Origin of the sequence: Labilithrix luteola (genome assembly GCF_001263205.1) — a bacterium.
In the GTDB taxonomy this organism is placed as follows: domain Bacteria; phylum Myxococcota_A; class Polyangia; order Polyangiales; family Polyangiaceae; genus Labilithrix; species Labilithrix luteola.
In genome coordinates this window covers 7592727-7609897 of record NZ_CP012333.1, presented here as the reverse complement: position 1 = coordinate 7609897, position 17171 = coordinate 7592727, and the positions used below count along the sequence as shown (strand labels likewise).

13 protein-coding genes are annotated in these 17171 nt (G+C 65.2%); 7 read left to right on the top strand and 6 right to left on the bottom strand.

Annotated features, from left to right (window positions below; translation table 11 throughout):
• Positions 1 to 147 precede the first annotated feature (147 nt).
• Complete coding sequence (locus AKJ09_RS33030) at positions 148 to 726, top strand: TetR/AcrR family transcriptional regulator (protein WP_205633874.1); 579 nt, start codon at positions 148 to 150, stop codon at positions 724 to 726.
• A gap of 14 nt (positions 727 to 740) precedes the next feature.
• Positions 741 to 1634 (top strand): N-acyl homoserine lactonase family protein, encoded by an 894-nt coding sequence (locus AKJ09_RS33025; protein WP_240488671.1) that lies wholly within the window; start codon positions 741 to 743, stop codon positions 1632 to 1634.
• A 23-nt stretch (positions 1635 to 1657) separates the two neighbouring features.
• On the opposite strand, the gene AKJ09_RS33020 is transcribed toward AKJ09_RS33025, so the two are convergent.
• The 4 genes from AKJ09_RS33020 to AKJ09_RS33005 form a co-directional block, all read right to left on the bottom strand.
• Positions 1658 to 4861, bottom strand: coding sequence for a beta strand repeat-containing protein (locus AKJ09_RS33020; RefSeq protein ID WP_146651836.1), 3204 nt, complete (start codon positions 4859 to 4861; stop codon positions 1658 to 1660).
• A gap of 334 nt (positions 4862 to 5195) precedes the next feature.
• Complete coding sequence (locus tag AKJ09_RS33015; protein WP_146651835.1) at positions 5196 to 6569, bottom strand: GIDE domain-containing protein; 1374 nt, start codon at positions 6567 to 6569, stop codon at positions 5196 to 5198.
• Between the two features lie 362 nt (positions 6570 to 6931).
• Entirely contained in the window at positions 6932 to 7819 is an 888-nt protein-coding gene (locus AKJ09_RS33010; protein WP_146651834.1) for an aldo/keto reductase, read from the bottom strand.
• A 40-nt stretch (positions 7820 to 7859) separates the two neighbouring features.
• On the bottom strand, positions 7860 to 8933 hold the full coding sequence (locus AKJ09_RS33005; RefSeq protein ID WP_169928061.1) for a c-type cytochrome: 1074 nt from the start codon (positions 8931 to 8933) through the stop codon (positions 7860 to 7862).
• A gap of 64 nt (positions 8934 to 8997) precedes the next feature.
• On the opposite strand from AKJ09_RS33005, the gene hisN reads away from it, so the two are divergent.
• Positions 8998 to 9798, top strand: a complete 801-nt coding sequence (hisN, locus tag AKJ09_RS33000; protein ID WP_146651832.1) for a histidinol-phosphatase — start codon at positions 8998 to 9000, stop codon at positions 9796 to 9798.
• 257 nt (positions 9799 to 10055) lie between these two features.
• Positions 10056 to 10754: a YebC/PmpR family DNA-binding transcriptional regulator gene (locus AKJ09_RS32995; RefSeq protein ID WP_146651831.1), complete on the top strand. Its 699-nt coding sequence runs from the start codon at positions 10056 to 10058 to the stop codon at positions 10752 to 10754.
• Positions 10755 to 11180: 426 nt separating this feature from the next.
• Here AKJ09_RS32995 and lat read toward each other — a convergent pair whose 3' ends face one another.
• Positions 11181 to 12545, bottom strand: coding sequence for an L-lysine 6-transaminase (gene lat, locus AKJ09_RS32990; RefSeq protein WP_205633873.1), 1365 nt, complete (start codon positions 12543 to 12545; stop codon positions 11181 to 11183).
• Positions 12546 to 13943: 1398 nt separating this feature from the next.
• On the opposite strand from lat, the gene AKJ09_RS32985 reads away from it, so the two are divergent.
• Positions 13944 to 14828: a transposase gene (locus AKJ09_RS32985; RefSeq protein ID WP_146651830.1), complete on the top strand. Its 885-nt coding sequence runs from the start codon at positions 13944 to 13946 to the stop codon at positions 14826 to 14828.
• A gap of 633 nt (positions 14829 to 15461) precedes the next feature.
• On the opposite strand, the gene AKJ09_RS32980 is transcribed toward AKJ09_RS32985, so the two are convergent.
• Positions 15462 to 16370, bottom strand: coding sequence for a LysR family transcriptional regulator (locus AKJ09_RS32980; RefSeq protein ID WP_146651829.1), 909 nt, complete (start codon positions 16368 to 16370; stop codon positions 15462 to 15464).
• Between the two features lie 153 nt (positions 16371 to 16523).
• On the opposite strand from AKJ09_RS32980, the gene AKJ09_RS32975 reads away from it, so the two are divergent.
• Both AKJ09_RS32975 and AKJ09_RS55685 read left to right on the top strand, forming a co-directional pair.
• Positions 16524 to 16871 carry an antibiotic biosynthesis monooxygenase gene (locus tag AKJ09_RS32975; protein ID WP_146651828.1) on the top strand — a complete coding sequence of 116 codons (348 nt, stop codon included), beginning with the start codon at positions 16524 to 16526 and terminating at the stop codon, positions 16869 to 16871.
• Positions 16872 to 17044: 173 nt separating this feature from the next.
• A complete protein-coding gene (locus AKJ09_RS55685) occupies positions 17045 to 17167 on the top strand; it encodes a hypothetical protein (RefSeq protein WP_275936659.1) in 123 nt (40 codons plus the stop codon).
• Positions 17168 to 17171 lie beyond the last annotated feature (4 nt).

Here is a 17171-nt window from a genome sequence, read left to right as displayed (position 1 = left end):
CAGCCTCCGATGGTCCCTCGTAAAGCACGCTGTTGCCGTGCGATCGCGCAGCTCCCGATCCGAGCTCTTCCTTGGCTCGCTCGCGTCGTGAAGAGGCCTCGTCCCAGTTATTGACCCATGGGTACAAAACATCTAGCGTCTTCTGCCGTGGCGAGGCCCAAGAAGTTCGACCCCGACGAGGCGCTCGGACAAGCGATGGCGCTGTTCTGGGCGAAGGGCTTCGCGGGGAGCACGCCACAAGCGCTCGGAACCTGCATGGGGATCGGGCGAGGAAGCCTGTACAACGCGTTCGACAGCAAACGGGCCCTCTTCGATCGTGCGCTCGAACGCTATCGCGACCGTGAGTGTGCTCCCTTGCTCGCGATCTTGGCCGAGCCGGGTCCAGTCAAGAAGCGCATCCGAAAGCTGCTTCTCACCATCGTCGAGACCGACCTCGGTGATCCCGAGCGACGCGGGTGCTTCGGGGTGAACGTCGCCGTCGAGATGTCCGCTCAGGACGAGGCCGCCAGGGAGCTCGTCACGGCGCTCTTCGCGCAAACCACGCGTCACCTGAAGGCTGCCATCGAAGAAGGCCAGCGCACGGGCGAGATCGATACTGCGCAAGACGCGTCGACCCTCGCGAGCTTTCTCTTGAACTCGATGATTGGAATGCGCGTCCTCGGCAAAGTCGAGAAAGACGACAAACGGCTTCGTCGCATCGTCGACACGGCCATGAACGTGCTCTGAGAGTGGGAGAACCGATGACTCGATCGATGTCTGTAGTAGCGTCCCTCGCCCTCTCGCTGGCCATGCTCGGCACGGCCTGTGGAGGTTCCACTCCAGCCTCGCCGAGCACGCCCGAGAGCGGCAGCGTGGCGACCACGGCAACCGCGCCCGTCCAGCTCTACACACTCGATTGCGGCCGTATCGAGATTACCGACTTCGGCTCCTTCACGGATTCGGGCAAGCCGGTCGGAAAGGGAAAGACGCTCGCCGATCCCTGCTACTTGATCAAACATCCGAAGGGCACGCTCCTTTGGGATACCGGCCTCGAAGAATCGATTTCGCAATCCAAGGAAGGCGTGGCGAACCCGGTCGGACGGGAGTTCGTCGATGCCTCCCTTCGCGAACAGCTCGCAGCACTCTCGCTCAAGCCGGCGGACATCACGTACGTGAGCTTTTCTCACATGCATGGCGACCACGCCGGCAATGCCAAGATGTTCGAAGCGTCCACGTGGCTCGTGAATCGCGCGGAGGTTGCCGCGGCTGCGAAGTCCCCTCCCCCGATCGGCGTGAAGGCCGAGGTGGCCGCCGAGGTTCCCAAGGTAAAATCCAAGCTCCTCGACGGCGACGAAGACGTCTTCGGGGACGGCACCGTGCGCATCCTGCAGACGCCCGGTCACACGGCCGGTCATCAATCGCTCTACGTGAAGCTCGCCAAGTCCGGCCCGGTCGTTCTCTCGGGAGACCTCGCGCACTCACGCGAGAATTGGGAAAAACACGTAGTGCCCGCCTTCAACGCGAGTCACGACAACACGATTGCCTCGATGAAGCGCATCGAGGGGATTCTCAAATCCGATCACGCGCGCTTCATCGTGCAACACTCGAAAGAGGACTTCGACGCGATGCCGAAGTTCCCCGCCTACTTGGAATGAGTCGAAGCTCGGCTGCCGCGCCGTCACGTGCGACGGCGGCGGCGAGCGAGCACCAAGACGCCGAGCGCGCCCATGACGAACACCGCAGCGGACGAAGCGCTGCCCGTGCGTGAGGTCGTCTGGCAGCCTCCACCGCTGTCGCCGGAGGCGGCCGGAGTCGTGGGCGACGCGCCACCTTCGGGGCTCGTTCCGGGATCGCCGATGGGAGCGACGACGTCGGCCTCGACGACCTGATTCACCACGGCCGACGAGCTTCCGGCGAACGACTCGGTGCCGGCATACGTTGCCTTGATCGCATGACCACCTTCGGCGAGCGCCGACGTGGAGAGCGCCGCGCTCCCGTCGGCCAGCGGAGCCGAACCGAGCGAGACAGTGCCGTCGAAGAACTCGATGGAGCCACTGGCCCCCGCGATGTTCGAAAGCACGGTGGCCGTGAACGTCACCGTGGCTCCGAGCTTCGAAGGATTGGCGGCCGAGGCGATCGTGGTCGTCGTGACCGCCTTCTGTACGACGTGGGTGAGCGAGCCAGAGCCGGTCGCGTAGACCGCATCGCCGCGGTACGAAGCCGTCAGCGTATGCGTTCCCACCGCGAGCTTGCTCGACTTGATGGTCGCGACGCCCGAGGGATCCAGCGTTCCCGTTCCGAGCGAGGCCTCTTCCTCCTCGAGGGCGACCGTTCCCGACGGCACGCCGCGCGCGCCCGTCACCATGATCGTGAACGTCACCGACTGCGTAAACATCGACGGACTCGGCGTGGACGTGACGGCAATCGTCGGCGCCGCGGTGTTGACGACCTGCGCGAGCGTGTTCGAGGCGCTTCCTTCGAAGTGCCCGTCGCCCACGTACTCCGCAGCGATCGCATGATTGCCCGACGCGAGCGCGCTCGTGGCGAAGGTGGCCACCCCCGACACGTCGAGCGATGCCGTGCCGAGCGTGGTCGCGCCTTCTTTGAAGGCCACCGTGCCGGTACGCGTGCCTGCGCCGGGGGCCTTGGCCGCAACCGTCGCCGTGAACGTGACGCTCGCGTCGACGAGCGACGGATTCGACGACGACGCGAGCACCGTCGTCGTCTTTGCGCGGTCGACGGTCTGTGAGAGCGCCGATGACGTGCTCATCGCGAAGTTCGAATCCCCAGCGTAAACCGCGCTCAGCGGATGCGTTCCTACGACCAACGTGGAGCTGGTGAGCGTGGCCACGCCGGAGACGTCGAGCGCCGTCGTTCCGAGCACCGTCGTTCCGTCCATGAACGTCACGTTACCCGTTCGCGTTCCCGTCACGGTCGACGTCACGCTCGCAGAAAGCTTGGTGGGCTGACCGAAGACCGAAGGATTCGCCGACGACGTCAGCGCGGTCGTCGTCGTGGCCGCCTTGACGATCTGACTGACGCTCGCCGTTCCCGTGCCGTGTGTGGCATCACCACCGTAGACGGCCGTGATCGTGTGCGTGCCGCCCGTCAGCGCCGTCGTGGAGAACGACGTCGCGCCCGTGGCGTCGATCGTTGCCGTGCCGAGGATCGTGTCACCGTCCTTGAAGGTGACCGTGCCCGTCGGAATGCCCGAGCCCGACGCCGACACTTTCGCCGAGAACGTGACGCTCGAGCCGAAGGTCGAGGGGTTCAGCGACGATGCGAGCGACGCCGAAACGCCGTCCTGATTCACGGTGTGCGCGAGCGCTGCCGAGGTGCTCGCCGCGAAGTTGCCATCTGCGCCGTAGACGGCGGTGATGGAGTGCGAGCCGGGGGCAAGCGTGGTGATCGCGAGTGACGCCTGGCCCGAGGCGTCGAGCGTGCCCGTGCCGATGGTGTCAGTACCGTCTTTGAAGGTGACCGTCCCCGTGGGCAGCCCCGCTCCCGGCGCCGATGCGCTCACGGTCGCGCGGAAGGTCACGCCCACCCCGACGATCGACGGATTGTTCGACGCGCTCACGACCGTGGTGGTCGCCGCTGCGTTGACCTGCTGTGAAATGGCCGCCGCCGAGCTGGTGGCGAAGTTCGCGTCACCCGCGTAGACCACGCCGATTGCGTGCGCGCCGACGGACAACGCCGAAGCCGAGAAGCTCGCCTGCCCGCTCGCATCGAGCGGCCGAGTCGAAAGCAGATTGGTACCGTCGAAGAAGGAGACGTTCCCCGTCGGGGTGACGCCTGCGCCAGCCACCTTCGCAGTGAAGGTCACCGATTGACCGAAGACCGACGGATTCGTCATCGACGCGCTGGTCGTCGTGGACACACCGGCGAGGACCGAGAGCGACTGTGAAGAAGATGCCGCCGTGTGCTTCGCATCGCCGCCGTACTCCGCGAAGATCGTGTGAGCGCCAGGCGACAGCGCGCTGGTCGAATACGTCGCTGTCCCCGTCACGTCGAGCGAGCCGGTCCCGAGGAACGTCGTGCCGTCTTTGAACGTGACCGTTCCCGTGGGGACACCGCCGGTACCCGCCGAGGACACGACGGCAATCACGGTCACCTGGGCCGGCAACGTGGACGGGTTCGGCGTAATCGTCACCGCCACGCTCGACGCGTCTTGGCTGACGACGTGTGCAATCGCAGCCGACGTGCTGGCCACGAAGTTCGCGTCTGCACCGTAGTCCGCAACCAGCGAGTGACTTCCGACGGACAGCGCCTTCGTGGAGAAGGTGGCCGTCCCCGAGGGATCGAGCGACGCCGTGCCGAGCGACGTCGGGCCCTCACGGAACGTCACGGTGCCGGTCGGAATGCCTCCGCCCGGCGCCACGGCCGTCACGGTCGCGGTGAACGTGGCCGTCGCGCCGATGGCCGTAGGGCTCGCGGCCGTCGCGAGCATGGTCATCGTCGAGGCCTTGCTGACCATGTGCGAGACGGGATCCGAAGTGCTCGGGAGGAACGCGCCGCCCGGCGCATAGGCCGCCGTGAGAGCATGCGTTCCGGCACCAAGGGACGACACAGCCAAAGTCGCCGTGCCCGTGACGTCGAGAGCGACCGTACCGAGAGTGGCGGCTCCGTCCGAGAACGTGACCGTGCCGTCGGGGGTGCCGTTCGCGCTCGTCACGCTGGCCGTGAGCGTCGTCGCCTGACCGAATGCCGACGGATTCACGGAGGAGGTCAGCGAGGTCGTGGTGGCCACGAGATCTTCGAGGGCGCTCGCGACGCGGCCCACGTTCGCCGCGCGCTCGGCGTTCGGAGAAGCGTTCTCCCCGACGCACCCCACGACGAGCGAGAGAAGCGCTATCCCGGCGTACAACCACCATTTGCTCATCGAACCTGGCTCCTGCGCCGAGTCCCCCAACCGGAGAGAGGCCGCTCGATAAACGCTACAGCGCAATACAATTGCGCTGATTGAGAAGTCAAACGGAGCATGCAACAGACTTGTGCAAAGGACCGTGGATTTCGGGGCCCTCGCCCATCGTGGGCCCCGAAATTCACGGTCCGTGCGAGTGGTCGCCGCAGTGGTTGCGCCGCTTGCCGCCGAGAACAGGAAACGTGAGACGCGCCCCGAAGAGCACGCTCACGTTTCGATGTTTCGGGCTCGGCGCTAAGGGCTGGACACTACGGGCGTTCGGCGCGCGAAAGATGAGCTCGTTGCCTGCGACTCACTTCTTCGCGGCGGAGGCCGGGGGCTTCGCCGATGCCGAGGCAGCGGGTTTGGCCGGTGACGACGCCGAGGCAGCAGGCTTCGCCGAAGATGCCGACGATGCCGCAGGTGCCGCAGGTGCCGCAGCGCTCGGAGCGGCGCTGGCGTTCGCGGCGATCCCGTTCGGCTTCACCCCCGACGCCGCGCCCTTGGCGATGGGCTTGGCCGCAACGGCCGCAGGAGCGACGGACGAGTGAGCCACCGACGCGGAGGTGGTGGCAACGCTGGCGTCGGCCGCGAGCGCTGTCCGCTTCACGAGGAGCTCGAAGCTGAAGCCGCCCTTGAACGCGGCGGCAGCGCCCTTCACGCCGTCACGCAAGTTGATGGTGTACTTGCCCGGCTTGAGGTCGACCGTGGCGGACTCGAGCTCGTCGGAAGCGACGGCCGTACCGTCTTCGGCCTTGATGTTGATCTTCGCGAGGAGCGGGATCTTCTTGCCGGCGGGCGCGTGGGCATTCACCTCGAACGTGCCGGCTTGCGTGACCGTGAAAGGCACGTCGTAACCGTCGTCGCTCGTGATGCGCCCCGTGCACGGCTGATCCGGCTGCGATTCATCGGCGATGTTGCACGCACTCACCCCCGGCGCGGACGGCGCGGGAGGATCGGCGAAGATCGACAGGCCAAGACCGGGGACGAATGCAACGGCGCCAGCGATGAAACCGATCATCGCGTTGCGCTTCGTCGCGCCGAGGAGCGCCGCACGGCCCTTGCGAGAAGCGAGGAGCGAACCGAGCATGCCCTTCGGCTTCGAGATGGCCTGGTTGACGAGCTGGCCTTTGACGAACATCGATCCGTCGACCGGAACGATCTTCTCGACGACGCGCACGCCACGACCACGCTTGTCGCCCGTGAGGAACGGAACGCGCGCGCTGAACTGTCCGAAGACGACGTCGCCACCGGAGACGTTCTGGGCCTGCTCGAAGCTCTTGTCGAGCTCGACATCCATGCCCTCGCGCGGATCGATGGCCATCGGGCCCGAGCCGTCGTCGAGGAAGAAGACCGCGCCGTTCTTCGTGGAGTTGACCTTGTCGGTCCCCTTCTCGGTCTTGACGCCATCCTCGGTGACGACGCTCTTCTCCCATTCCTGCACGACCTCGATTTCGAAGTAGACACAGGGCTTGCCCGAGCACGGAGCGATCGCCGGCTGCTGCACCCGCATGGCGCCTTCGCAGCTGACGATGCCCTTGGGATCGGCAACGCTCGGATTGGCGGCGATCTCACCGGTTCGTCGGAACGGTGCGGCGAGGATCTTCTTCCCCTTCAGGTGCTGGAGCAGGCCGACGAGGAGCGCGAGGAGCGAAACGAAGACGAGTACGAATCCCAGGTATTGCACGGGGTGCCTCCCTCAGAGAAGTCACCGCAGCCTTCGAGAGAGGACGCGGGTCGATGGTGGTGGACGGCAGGCCGAAGCACCTCGCTCCGTCACTTGCCGCCCCCCCGACAGGCCGCCTCTGCCGAGGTCGCAGGAAATCGTCGCCGGGCACGAAGATTGGCCGCGCAACGAGGACTCGGTGTGGACTCGACACCACACCAACGTCGCCATAAGGCGCCGAAATACCTAGGCTGAGGCGGCCAAACCCGAGACGCGTCCGAGCGGAGACGCGAATGCGAACGACGCCGCACGTGACGACGGCAACGACGGTGGAACCAAGGCAACTGCCTGACCACCGGCCGGAATCCGGCGGAACGACCGCCTCAGGGCGTGGAGGGATCCCACCAGATGGCGCCCTTGTTCCGCACGGCCTCCGCCGCTCGGCGTCGAACGTCGGCGAGCTCCTCCAGGCCGAAGGGAACGAAGCGTTCGGCAGCGGCGAAGGCGGCGTCTTGCTCTTCGGGCGTGCTCAGGCCGAGCAGGGCCACGTCGGGGTCGAGCGTGAGCGTGGTGCGAACGCAGTCGTCGATGGTGAGAAGCGGAGCGAGCGTCTCGACGTCGACGTCGTCCGGAATCGGGCGACCGTAGCCGGTGGTTCGAGCAACGAGCTTTCCTGCACCGAACGTCTTGAAGCCGATCGTGCCAACGCCGCGCTCCTTGGCGAGCGGGAGAAGCTCGTCGGTGTAGCGCCGATCGACGTGAGGCCCGATGGCGAACATCACGAGGTCGCAGAGGCCCGACAGGATGGCCTCGCGTACGACGTCGGGATGATGGCTCGACACACCTCGAAAGCGGCAATGGCCGGCGCGGCGCTCGGCCTCGAGCTGCTCGAATCCCCCGCCGGGCGAGACGAGCGACGTCCAGTCCTCCATGCGTGAGACGCCGTGGAAGACGAACGCGTCGGGGGTGAAACCGAGGCGCTCGAGACTGCCTTTCATCTGCTCGCACACGGGGCGATCGAGGTGGTCGACCTTGTCGACGACGAACACACCCTCGCGACGCCCCACGAGCGCACGACCGACGACGCGTTCGCTCAAGCCGTCTTCGTAGGCCGGCGCGGTGTCGACGACGTTGAGTCCGACGTCGAGCGCGCGCTGCAGGACGGTCGCGCACGCCTCGATGCCGAGCGCCGCATCGGCAAGATCGCCGATGCCGAGCGTGCTGGCGACGAACCCCGTTTTACCGAGAGCCCTTTGTGGCGTGAAACGCATGTTCCCTTTCCTGCCCGGCGCGCGCGTGGCCGTCAAGCCGTCACGGATTCGGACCCGAGCGCACCGGATAGCCGCGGCTCACCCACGTGAAGAAGCCCTCGTCGAGAATCGTCACTTTGGTGAAGCCATTGGCAACCAGCGTATCGAGGAGTTGCCCCGATTCGGCATGCGGACAACCGCAATAGGCCACGAGCCACTTGTCCTTCGGCAAGGCGAACACGTAGTCGCTCGCCTCGTAGAACGGAACGTCGTTGGCCCCTGCGATGTGGCTCGTCACGTAATCGGACGGCGCGCGCGCATCGAGGAATCCCATGGCCGCACCGCGGTCGAACTCCGCTTTGATGGTGTCGGCGGGCGTGAAGCGATTGCCCACGACGAAGTTCGGATCGGGCCCGTCGGCATTCAAAACGATCGGACCGAGCGAACCAGGAATGGGCACATCACCGTTGACGACGGGTTTGGCCCAGCTCCGGAGAAGCGCCACGACGTCGTGAATGTCTTGCGCCGAGAGCTGACCTTCGAATGCCTTCATCGCCGTCCCCGGACGACCGTGCACGATCGCGTACTCGAGGAACGCGTCGCTCGCGATGGCGAGGAATTCGGCATTGGCCAGCCGAACGTTCGGCCCCTCGGTTCCGGTCCCGCCGTGGCACGACGCGCAGGTCGATGCATAGACCGTTGCTCCGTGCGTGGCGTCACCGACGATGCTCGAGGTGGGCAACGTCACGCTCGGCGCCGTCTGCCAACTACGAATGTACGAAGCGATGCCGGCGATGGCGTTGTCGTCGTATGGACCGCCGTGCGGCCGATCCCACGCGGACATCGTGGTTCCCGGCCGACCACGCGCGATGCTTCGGCGGAGAAAGACGTCGCTCGCGGTCGCGAGGAAGGTCGGGTTGTTCAGGGCGGTGGCGTTGTCGGCGGCGTACCCCTCACCGTTCTTGCCGTGGCAGAGCGCACACGTCTTGTCGTAATTGGCCGCGCCTAACTCCGCCGACGCAGCGTCGTTCGTTGCTTCGCTCGACGAGGAGCATGCGGCAACGACGACGCCTGTGAGGCATGCGAACGTCGTCAGGGTTGCAAACGTCACGCTCGAGCTCGACGGCCATCGCATGAGCATTTCTGTACACTTCGATCTCGAAGCCAACAACACGCTCGCGTCGAGTAGGATCGCTTCGATGGAACCTTCGATGGATGAGTTCGTCCTCTTCGCCAATCGCCTCGCCGACGCATCGGGCGAAGCCATCCGCCCGTGGTTCCGCATCAAGCTCGACGTCACCGACAAGGGCACCGGTCGGGCTGGCTTCGACCCCGTGACCGAGGCCGACCGTCAGGCCGAGCTCGTCCAGCGTCAGCTCATCAAGGAGACCTACCCGCGCCACGGCATCCTCGGCGAAGAGCATGGCCCCGAGCCCGGCGAGGACTACCACACGTGGGTTCTCGATCCGATCGACGGCACGCGCGCCTTCATCTGCGGCATGCCTCAGTGGGGAACGCTCATCGCCCTCAACGACGGCACGAGCCCCATCCTCGGCGTGCTCGATCAGCCGGTGACGCGCGAGCGATGGGTTGGTCGAACGGGGCGAACCGACTTCGTGAGCGAAGGTCGCACCACGCAGATCTCGACGCGCGCGTGCGCCGATATCGCCTCGGCGATCGTGACGACCACGCACCCGACGGGCTACTTCACCAAGCCCGAGTCGGATGCATTCCAGGAGATCGCCGCCGCCGCGAAGATGACGCGTTACGGAGGTGACTGCTACGCGTACGGGCTTCTCGCCATGGGGTTCGTCGACCTGGTGATCGAGTCGGCCCTCAAGCCGTGGGACGTGCAGGCGCTCATCCCGATCGTCGAAGGCGCGGGCGGCCTCTTCACCTCGTGGACGGGCGGCGACGCGCAGAACGGCGGGCGCGTGATCGCGGCCGGGGATCCGCGCGTCCACGCGCAGGCCCTCGAGATCCTCGGACGCGTGCCCTGAGTCACGTCCGTCGAACACCGGCAAGCGACGCGACGCCTACGAGCGCGACGTGCCGGCCGCCGAGCTACGGTTCTTCGACACCGGGCACTTCGCGCTCGAAGAGGATGCCGGCCCGATCGCCGAGGCAATCGGCGGATTCCTTGCCTGATCTGCGCCCGCGCTAGGGCGCCCGGAGACTCGAGCTCCCCGGAAAATCGAAAAGTCCCCCTCGCGACGGGGGCTGCCGTCGGGCCGGAGTTGAGCTATGCGGAGGGGCGATGGGCGCACAATGGAAGCAGAAGGGTCGTGAAGCCTCCGCGGCCGCCAAGGGCCGCGTTTTCACCAAGCTCGCGAAGGAGATCATGGTCGCCGCTCGAAACGGAGCGGATCCGAGCATGAACCCGCGCCTGCGCATGGCGGTCGACGCGGCGAAGAAGGCCTCGATGACGAAGGACACGCTCGAGCGCGCCATCAAGAAGGGCGCCGGTCTCCTCGACGAGGCCGTCACGTACGAGACGGTGACCTACGAAGGCTTCGCACCGAACCAGGTGCCCGTCATCGTCGAGTGCCTCACCGACAACCGCAACCGCACCTCGGCCAACGTCCGCCTGCTGTTCCGCAAGGGCCAGATCGGCGCGGCCGGTTCGGTGTCGTGGGACTTCAACCGTCTCGGCCAGGTCGAAGCCACCCCACCGGGCCCCGGCGTCGATCCGGAAGAGGCGGCCATCGAGTGCGGTGCGCAGGACCTCGAGGCTGGCGAGGATGGCTCGACGCGCTTCTTCACCGAGAGCGGTGACGTCGACATCGTCAGCAAGGCCCTCACCGAGCGGAAGTGGAACGTCACCTCCGCCCAGCTGATCTGGAAGGCGAAGAACCCCGTCACCGTCGACGACGCCAAGCGCGCCGAAGTCGAAGCCTTCCTCGAAGCCCTCGACGAGGACGACGACGTCCAGAACCTGTACGTCGGCCTCGCCTGATCGACGCGCACACCGCGAACGGCGCGAACGGACAGCGCTCGTGATCCATCTCACGAGCGCCGTTCGCGCGGTGCTTTAGGGACTTACGCGAATCAGGAATGCCCTCGTTTCGAGTTAGCCTGACTCGAGAGAGAGGGCACAGGAAGCGCGGAAGAACGGAAGGAGTTAGAGGGGGGAGCCGTCGCAAGGCAGTTCGCACTACGGCCTCGTAGGTCGACTGCGGGACTCCTTTTGCCAAGGCAACGATGCACCTCGATGAGTCCGCGGTGCGCCGATGCTCTCCTCTTTACCCTCCTCGAATCTTCCGCCCTTGCGCCCTTCCTGTGCCATTCCCTCCCGTCGGCCGGCACTGGACGAAGTTGCTTCGGACGACACTCGTGGTCAGAGCAACTCTGCTCCCGGCTCCCTTATCCGAACGGCATTGGCCTAAAGGAACGTGCGACGGATCGCGCGATCGAGGCGGCGCGCGCCCTCGCGGACGATCTCACCGTCCACCGTGAGCGTGGGGCGGAAGCGGATCGAGCGCGTACCGCAGCCCAGCACGATCATGCCGTCTTCGAAGCACGCTTTCACGACGGCGTCTCGCGTCGCGGTGTCGGGCAAGTCGATCGCGCACATCAGCCCGGCGCCTCGCGAGTTCGTGACCTGCTCGTATTTCTCTTCGATGGTGCGGAGCTCGTTCAGCAGCTCCACACCGCGATCGTGGGCATTCCGGAGGAGATCTTCCTCCACCATGATCTCGAGGATGCGCGTGCAGCGCACCATGTCGACGAGCGCGCCGCCCCACGTGGAGTTGATGCGCCCGGACTTGTGGAAGACGTTGTTCGGGACGTCGTCGATGCGCTTCGACACCATGATGCCGCCGACCTGCATCTTCTTCGCGAAGCAGACGATGTCCGGCTCGATGCCGTGATGCTGATAGGCCCACCACTTCCCGGTGAGGCCCAGCCCCGTCTGCACTTCGTCGACGATCAGCAGTGCGTCGTGTTCGTCGGCGAGACGACGTAGCTCCCGGAAGAACTCGGAGCGGAAGTGGTTGTCGCCCCCTTCCCCCTGAATCGGCTCGAGGATGATGGCGGCAATGCCGTGCGGGTCGCGCGCGAACGCCGCTTCCGCTGCAGCAATCGCTCTCTTCTCGAGCGCCTCCACCTCGGCGAGGCTCTCGGCATCGAGCGGAAATCGAACCTTGGGCGCAGGAATGCGCGGCCAATCGAACTTGGGAAAGTACTGCGTCTTGTTGGGGTCGGTATTCGTGAGGCTCAGCGTGTAGCCCGACCGCCCATGAAACGCGCTCTCGAGGTGCAAAACGGCCTGGCCGCGCTCCCCTCGCCCCGCGGCGATGTTCTTGCGAACCTTCCAGTCGAACGCCGTCTTGAGCGCATTCTCGATCGCGAGCGCCCCACCTTCGATGAAGAAGTAATACGGCAGATGCGGCGGTGCCGCGGTTCGCTCGAGCGTTGCGACGAACTCGGCCATGTACGTGGTGTACTTGTCCGAGCTCGACACCTTCACGGTCGACGCCTTCGCCAGCCGCTCCTGCGTTTCGGCCTCGAGCATCTTCGGGTGATTGAACCCGATGGGATTCGACGCAAAGAACGAGAAGAAGTCGAGGTACTCCTTTCCCGTCCGCGCATCACGAACCCACGAGCCCCGACTCCCATCGAGGTCGACCACGAGCGGATACCCGTCCACCAGCATGTGATGCCGAAGCACGTCGTGGACCTCAGCCGGAGTCACCCGCGCCTGCTCCACCGCACCGACTCGGTTCATGTTCTCCCGTTCACCCGCCATGGCTCAGCTCTTACCTCGGATGGATACGTCCTCGTAACCAACCTAGCGCGCTTCGACGGCCGCCGCCTCTCGGTGTGAGCGTGCCCCTTCGAACTTCTCACTGCCGGAAACTCGCGAAGCGCACTGGAGACGACGAATACGTCGGGGAGACCGCACGACCGCAAGCGCTCGCTCCTTCGCACAGGCGGGCTTCGCAGGCGTCGACGCGCAACAGGTGATGAGTCGGCTCCTACGCAGATCGCGCGTGTGGAACCGTGAAATACCTTTTGCCCTATCAAGTCAGCACTCCAGTTTCCAGCGAGGCGAACGCCGACACGAGACCCCTCGGTCCACGACGCCATCTCACGGCTTCCGACCGGCGTAGGACCTGGCACGAGGTTCAGTCGAAGGCGGGAAGGCTCCTCGGCTCCCTTCCGTGACCTCCGCGGATCTCAGGACCGGTCCGGACCGGCGAACGGCTGCAGCACAAGAAACTGCTGAAATTCGTCGCCACCGCGAAGGCACGAGGCGAACGAGATGATGGGCGCTATCGGGCGAATCTTGGCGGCATCGCTCGCCGCCGCGTTGTGGAGATCGCCGACGTGTTGGACGTCACGCGGCATTGGTAATGCTGGCTCCAACGTACGAGCGATGGGAGCGCGAGCTTCGTGCCCGGCACTACCCCGGGCCGGGCACCGAAGCTCTGGGAGCAACAGCCCCGCCAGCGGGCAGACCGAGAGCGCGACGGGAGCACCGGGAGGAGAGCCCCCTCCGGCCGGCCCGCGATAGCGCACGCTCGACAATCGCTGGAGGCTCGGCGCTCGCGCAGCGAGGGCTTCATGATGCAAGCGCGTGCGGTCCTCAGCATTGCGAATTGGGAATGTCGCGGTGCACGGTCGCCGTAAAAATGCCTTCTGCCCTTTCAAGTCTTCGTCCGTCCATGGTGCGGACCGAACGACGGTACGACGAACTTGTCGAAGAGACGGCGCTCCGCCGAAGCGTTGTCAATGACGAGAACGCGAGGTCGGCCCGTGCCGCACGCGCGTCCAGCGCTATTCGCTTTCCCCGGAACGTCCGCGCCCGCAGAAAGACCGGAATCAGGCGACTTATGAGACACGCCCTGGCCGCCGTAACAGCAAGCCGAATGAGCCAGCGCAGGACGTGCGGGTGTGAGCTCGCGCAGCGAAGGCTTCAGGATGCAGGCGTGTGCGACCACGACCGATCTCCTTCGGGAAATTTCGTCTCGAGACGTCGAGGCGGCGCTCCGTCGACGATCGAGGCCGTGCTGCGCGCAAGTATTGCTCTCGACTTTAGGAGCATTCGATTTCGACCAAAACGACTTCGGCCTCTTGAATCTGAGATTAATCGACTTATGAATATCCGTTCGAACAAGGGCTCGACGCTGTAGGAGCGAGCCGAATGAGCCGGGCGGGCGCGCGAGGCCAAACTTCGAGCTCACGTCTACGGGGGAGGGCATGCGTGAAACAACGGGAATTCGTATTTCGCGAACATGGGGGCGCGAGGGCCAACACGGGGAGAAAGCGAGCGGCGTCGCGCAAAGGGTACGAGAGGCATCGTGAGCGGCCGCCTCTCGACGCCCGAACGCCCGTCCACGTCATCCTGCGCGCGAAGTCAGGCGTGCCGAATTTCCGAGACGAGGACATCTTTCGCGCCATTCGCCGGCACATCGAAGAGAGCAGCGGTGACGACTTCCGCGTGATTCACTTCAGCGTGCAGGAGACGCACATCCATCTGATCGTGGAGGCAACCAATCAGGTCTTACTTTCACGAGGTGTCCAGCATCTCGCTCGGCGAATCACGTGGGACGTCAATCGACTCCGCCGACACAGCGGCTCGCTCTGGCGTGATCGCTACACGCGACGCGACCTCACGAATCTTCGTCAGGTACGCAATGCTCTCGTCTACGTGTTGATGAATGCGCGCAAGCACCAGTGCGACGAGAAGGAAGCGTTCCTCGCCTCCATCTCGCTCGACCCGTGCTCCTCCGCCGCCTGGCTCGATGGCTGGCATCCATCCGCGGCGTGGATGCTGCTGGCGCTCCAACTCGATCTCCTTCGCCGTGATCTCCACGAATGCCCCGTCGCCGCGCCACGTACTTGGGCCCTACGCGAGGGGTGGAAGCACTATGGCCTCATTCATGACGACGAAGCCCCCTCGAACCGCCTCTCGACACGAAGCCAGACGTCCCGCAGCGGCCACGCATCCGTTCGTGCTCGTCCGCTCACGGGCACGCGCAGGGCTATCGACGCGGGCCCTTCATCCGACGTGACCCGCGGAGGGTGACGGCTCCTCCGAAAAGACGAAGCACGATTCTTCGAACGGCGATTCGCGCGACGCCAAGAGGTGCATGGGAACGCGCAAGTCCCCCAAGGAACGAATGGAAGCCGCAGGGCGCGCAATCGACGGGCCGCACGACTGGCCGAACCTCTTTCGAGGCGGACCCCATCGCTCCCGAACGATTCGTGGATGGTTGAGTGGGCCTAAGGTCAATGCCGTTCGGATAGGGAGAGATCTTCACGGGGAGTAGCCATAACCTCCGTCAAGAGCGGATTAGGCAGCTCGGGGGACCACTTGCGGCCTGTGCGAGCCATCGAGCGCAGGATGCTGAGCATCTTTGGCAGGCATGCTGTCAGGCCGACCTTGCCTGGCTTCGTGGCGCGAAGCCGGTCGAAGAATGCCTTGATAAGCGATTGCATTTGAGCGACGCGACGCAGGCCATGTAAGGCGCGCCCCGATGCCCGGTCTTGTAGCGTGATTCGAGCTCTCCGTTTCGGAGGCTCACACAGCCGTTCGAACGGGAGTAGGTCTTTCGTACGACGAGTCTTGCTCTCTGTCGGCCTCTCAGCTCCGAAGACTGCGAAGTTCCTTCTGCCCTTTCAAGGCCTCGAACGGAGCCTCAACACGTCACGCGCGGCGTCACCTTCGGGTGCGGCGGGTGGGCTTGGGGGATAGCTTCGTCGTGAAGAAGTCGATGAAGGCGCGGACTTTGGGTGGGAGGTGCGTGGTTGGGGGCCACAAGAGTCGGAAGGCGTTGGCGCCGACGATGTGGGAATCGAGGGTGCGGATGAGACGGCCGTCGCGGAGTTCGTTCTCGATCAGGTAGTCGGGGATCGAGGACAAGCCGCGGCCCTCGATGGTCATGACGACCAGGGCGTCGATGCTGTTGACCACCAGGCTCCCGCGAGCGCCGAAGGAAGCGGGCAGGACATCCGAAGCGAAGGGCCAAGGTTCGAGCTTGCCAGTGTGAGGCTTTCGGTAGAACAGCAAACGATGGGCGTTCAGCTCCGAGGGGCTCGACGGGACGGGCTGCTCGGCAAAGTAGCGAGGCGCTCCCACGACGACGTGACGAAACGGCGCGAGCTTGCGCGACGAGAGGCGTGAGTCCGGAGCGGCGCCGGTGCGAATGACAACGTCGAATCCGTCGCGGACCACGTCGACCAACGTGTCACTGAATTCGACATCGAGCTCGACATGCGGATAGATCCGCGAGAAGTCCGCGAGCAGCGGTGAGAAGAAGGGGCTCGCCATCGGCAGGGCGATACGAAGGCGCCCGCGTGGCGTGTCTTCGCCGCGGGCGAAGTCATGCTCGGCGCCTTCGAGTTCGGCGAGGATGCGCTCGCACCGTACGAGGAGTCGAGCGCCATCCTCGGTCAGCGAGATGCTCCGGGTCGTGCGGTGAAACAAGCGGGCGCCGAAGTGTTGCTCGAGGCGGGCGATGGTCTTCCCGACCGCGGACGCCGAGATGCCGAGCCGGCGGCCGGCCTCGACGAAGCTGCGAGTCATCGCCGCCTGCACGAATGCGTTGAGATCGTTGAAGCCGTCCATGGGCCATTGCCTCGATGTCGAAACCACTCTCCGATTGCGGACGACGCGTCCGGAGTGACCGGAACCTCAGGGCGTTTTTCTGGCGACGAGAGCGACCTATCAGATTCTTCGTCGAAGCGACTCGTGCTGCGACCGCGAACCAGGAGATTTGCCATGACCATCCCGAGCTCGTCCGCATCGTATCACTCGCTCCCGGAAGGGACCGTTTTCGTCGTCAACGTGATTCATGCCAAGCCCGGACACCAAGAGGCCGCGCTTGCGGTCATTCGTGAGATCGTCCACTACGTCGCAGAGCGCCGGAAGGAGTTCTTGTGGAGCACGCTGGCCACGAGCATCGACGGCGACACGGTGGTGAACATCGAAGCCATCACGGGCCCCGGCGACGTGGAGACCTTCTTCTCCGACACGACCTTTGCCGACAAGTTTCGTCGCTTGGACGACATCGGGCGCTACGAGTTCCACGTCTATCGCGCGCGTGATCTCGTCCTGCCTCGGACGTGAGCGTGCCGGCTGCCCCGAGCCCCGAGCCCCGAGCTTCGAGATCGCCCGGGGCTCCTCGCGGCCGAAATTCTTCGGCTCGGCGAGGAAGGTTCTACCCGTGACGACGTAAGACCGCGGAGTCCCTGGAGGTTCCGATGAAGTTCGTGCGTTCGAGCGTCGTTTAGGACAAGCGGGTGCGGAAGCTGGGAAGTCGCCACCGCAAGCTCACGACGGACAAGGACACGACCGTCGCCCGAACCGCAAAAGAAGAGCTCGCATCGCTGGCGAAGGCGGCTTCGAAGGCGAAGACGAAGTAGCTAG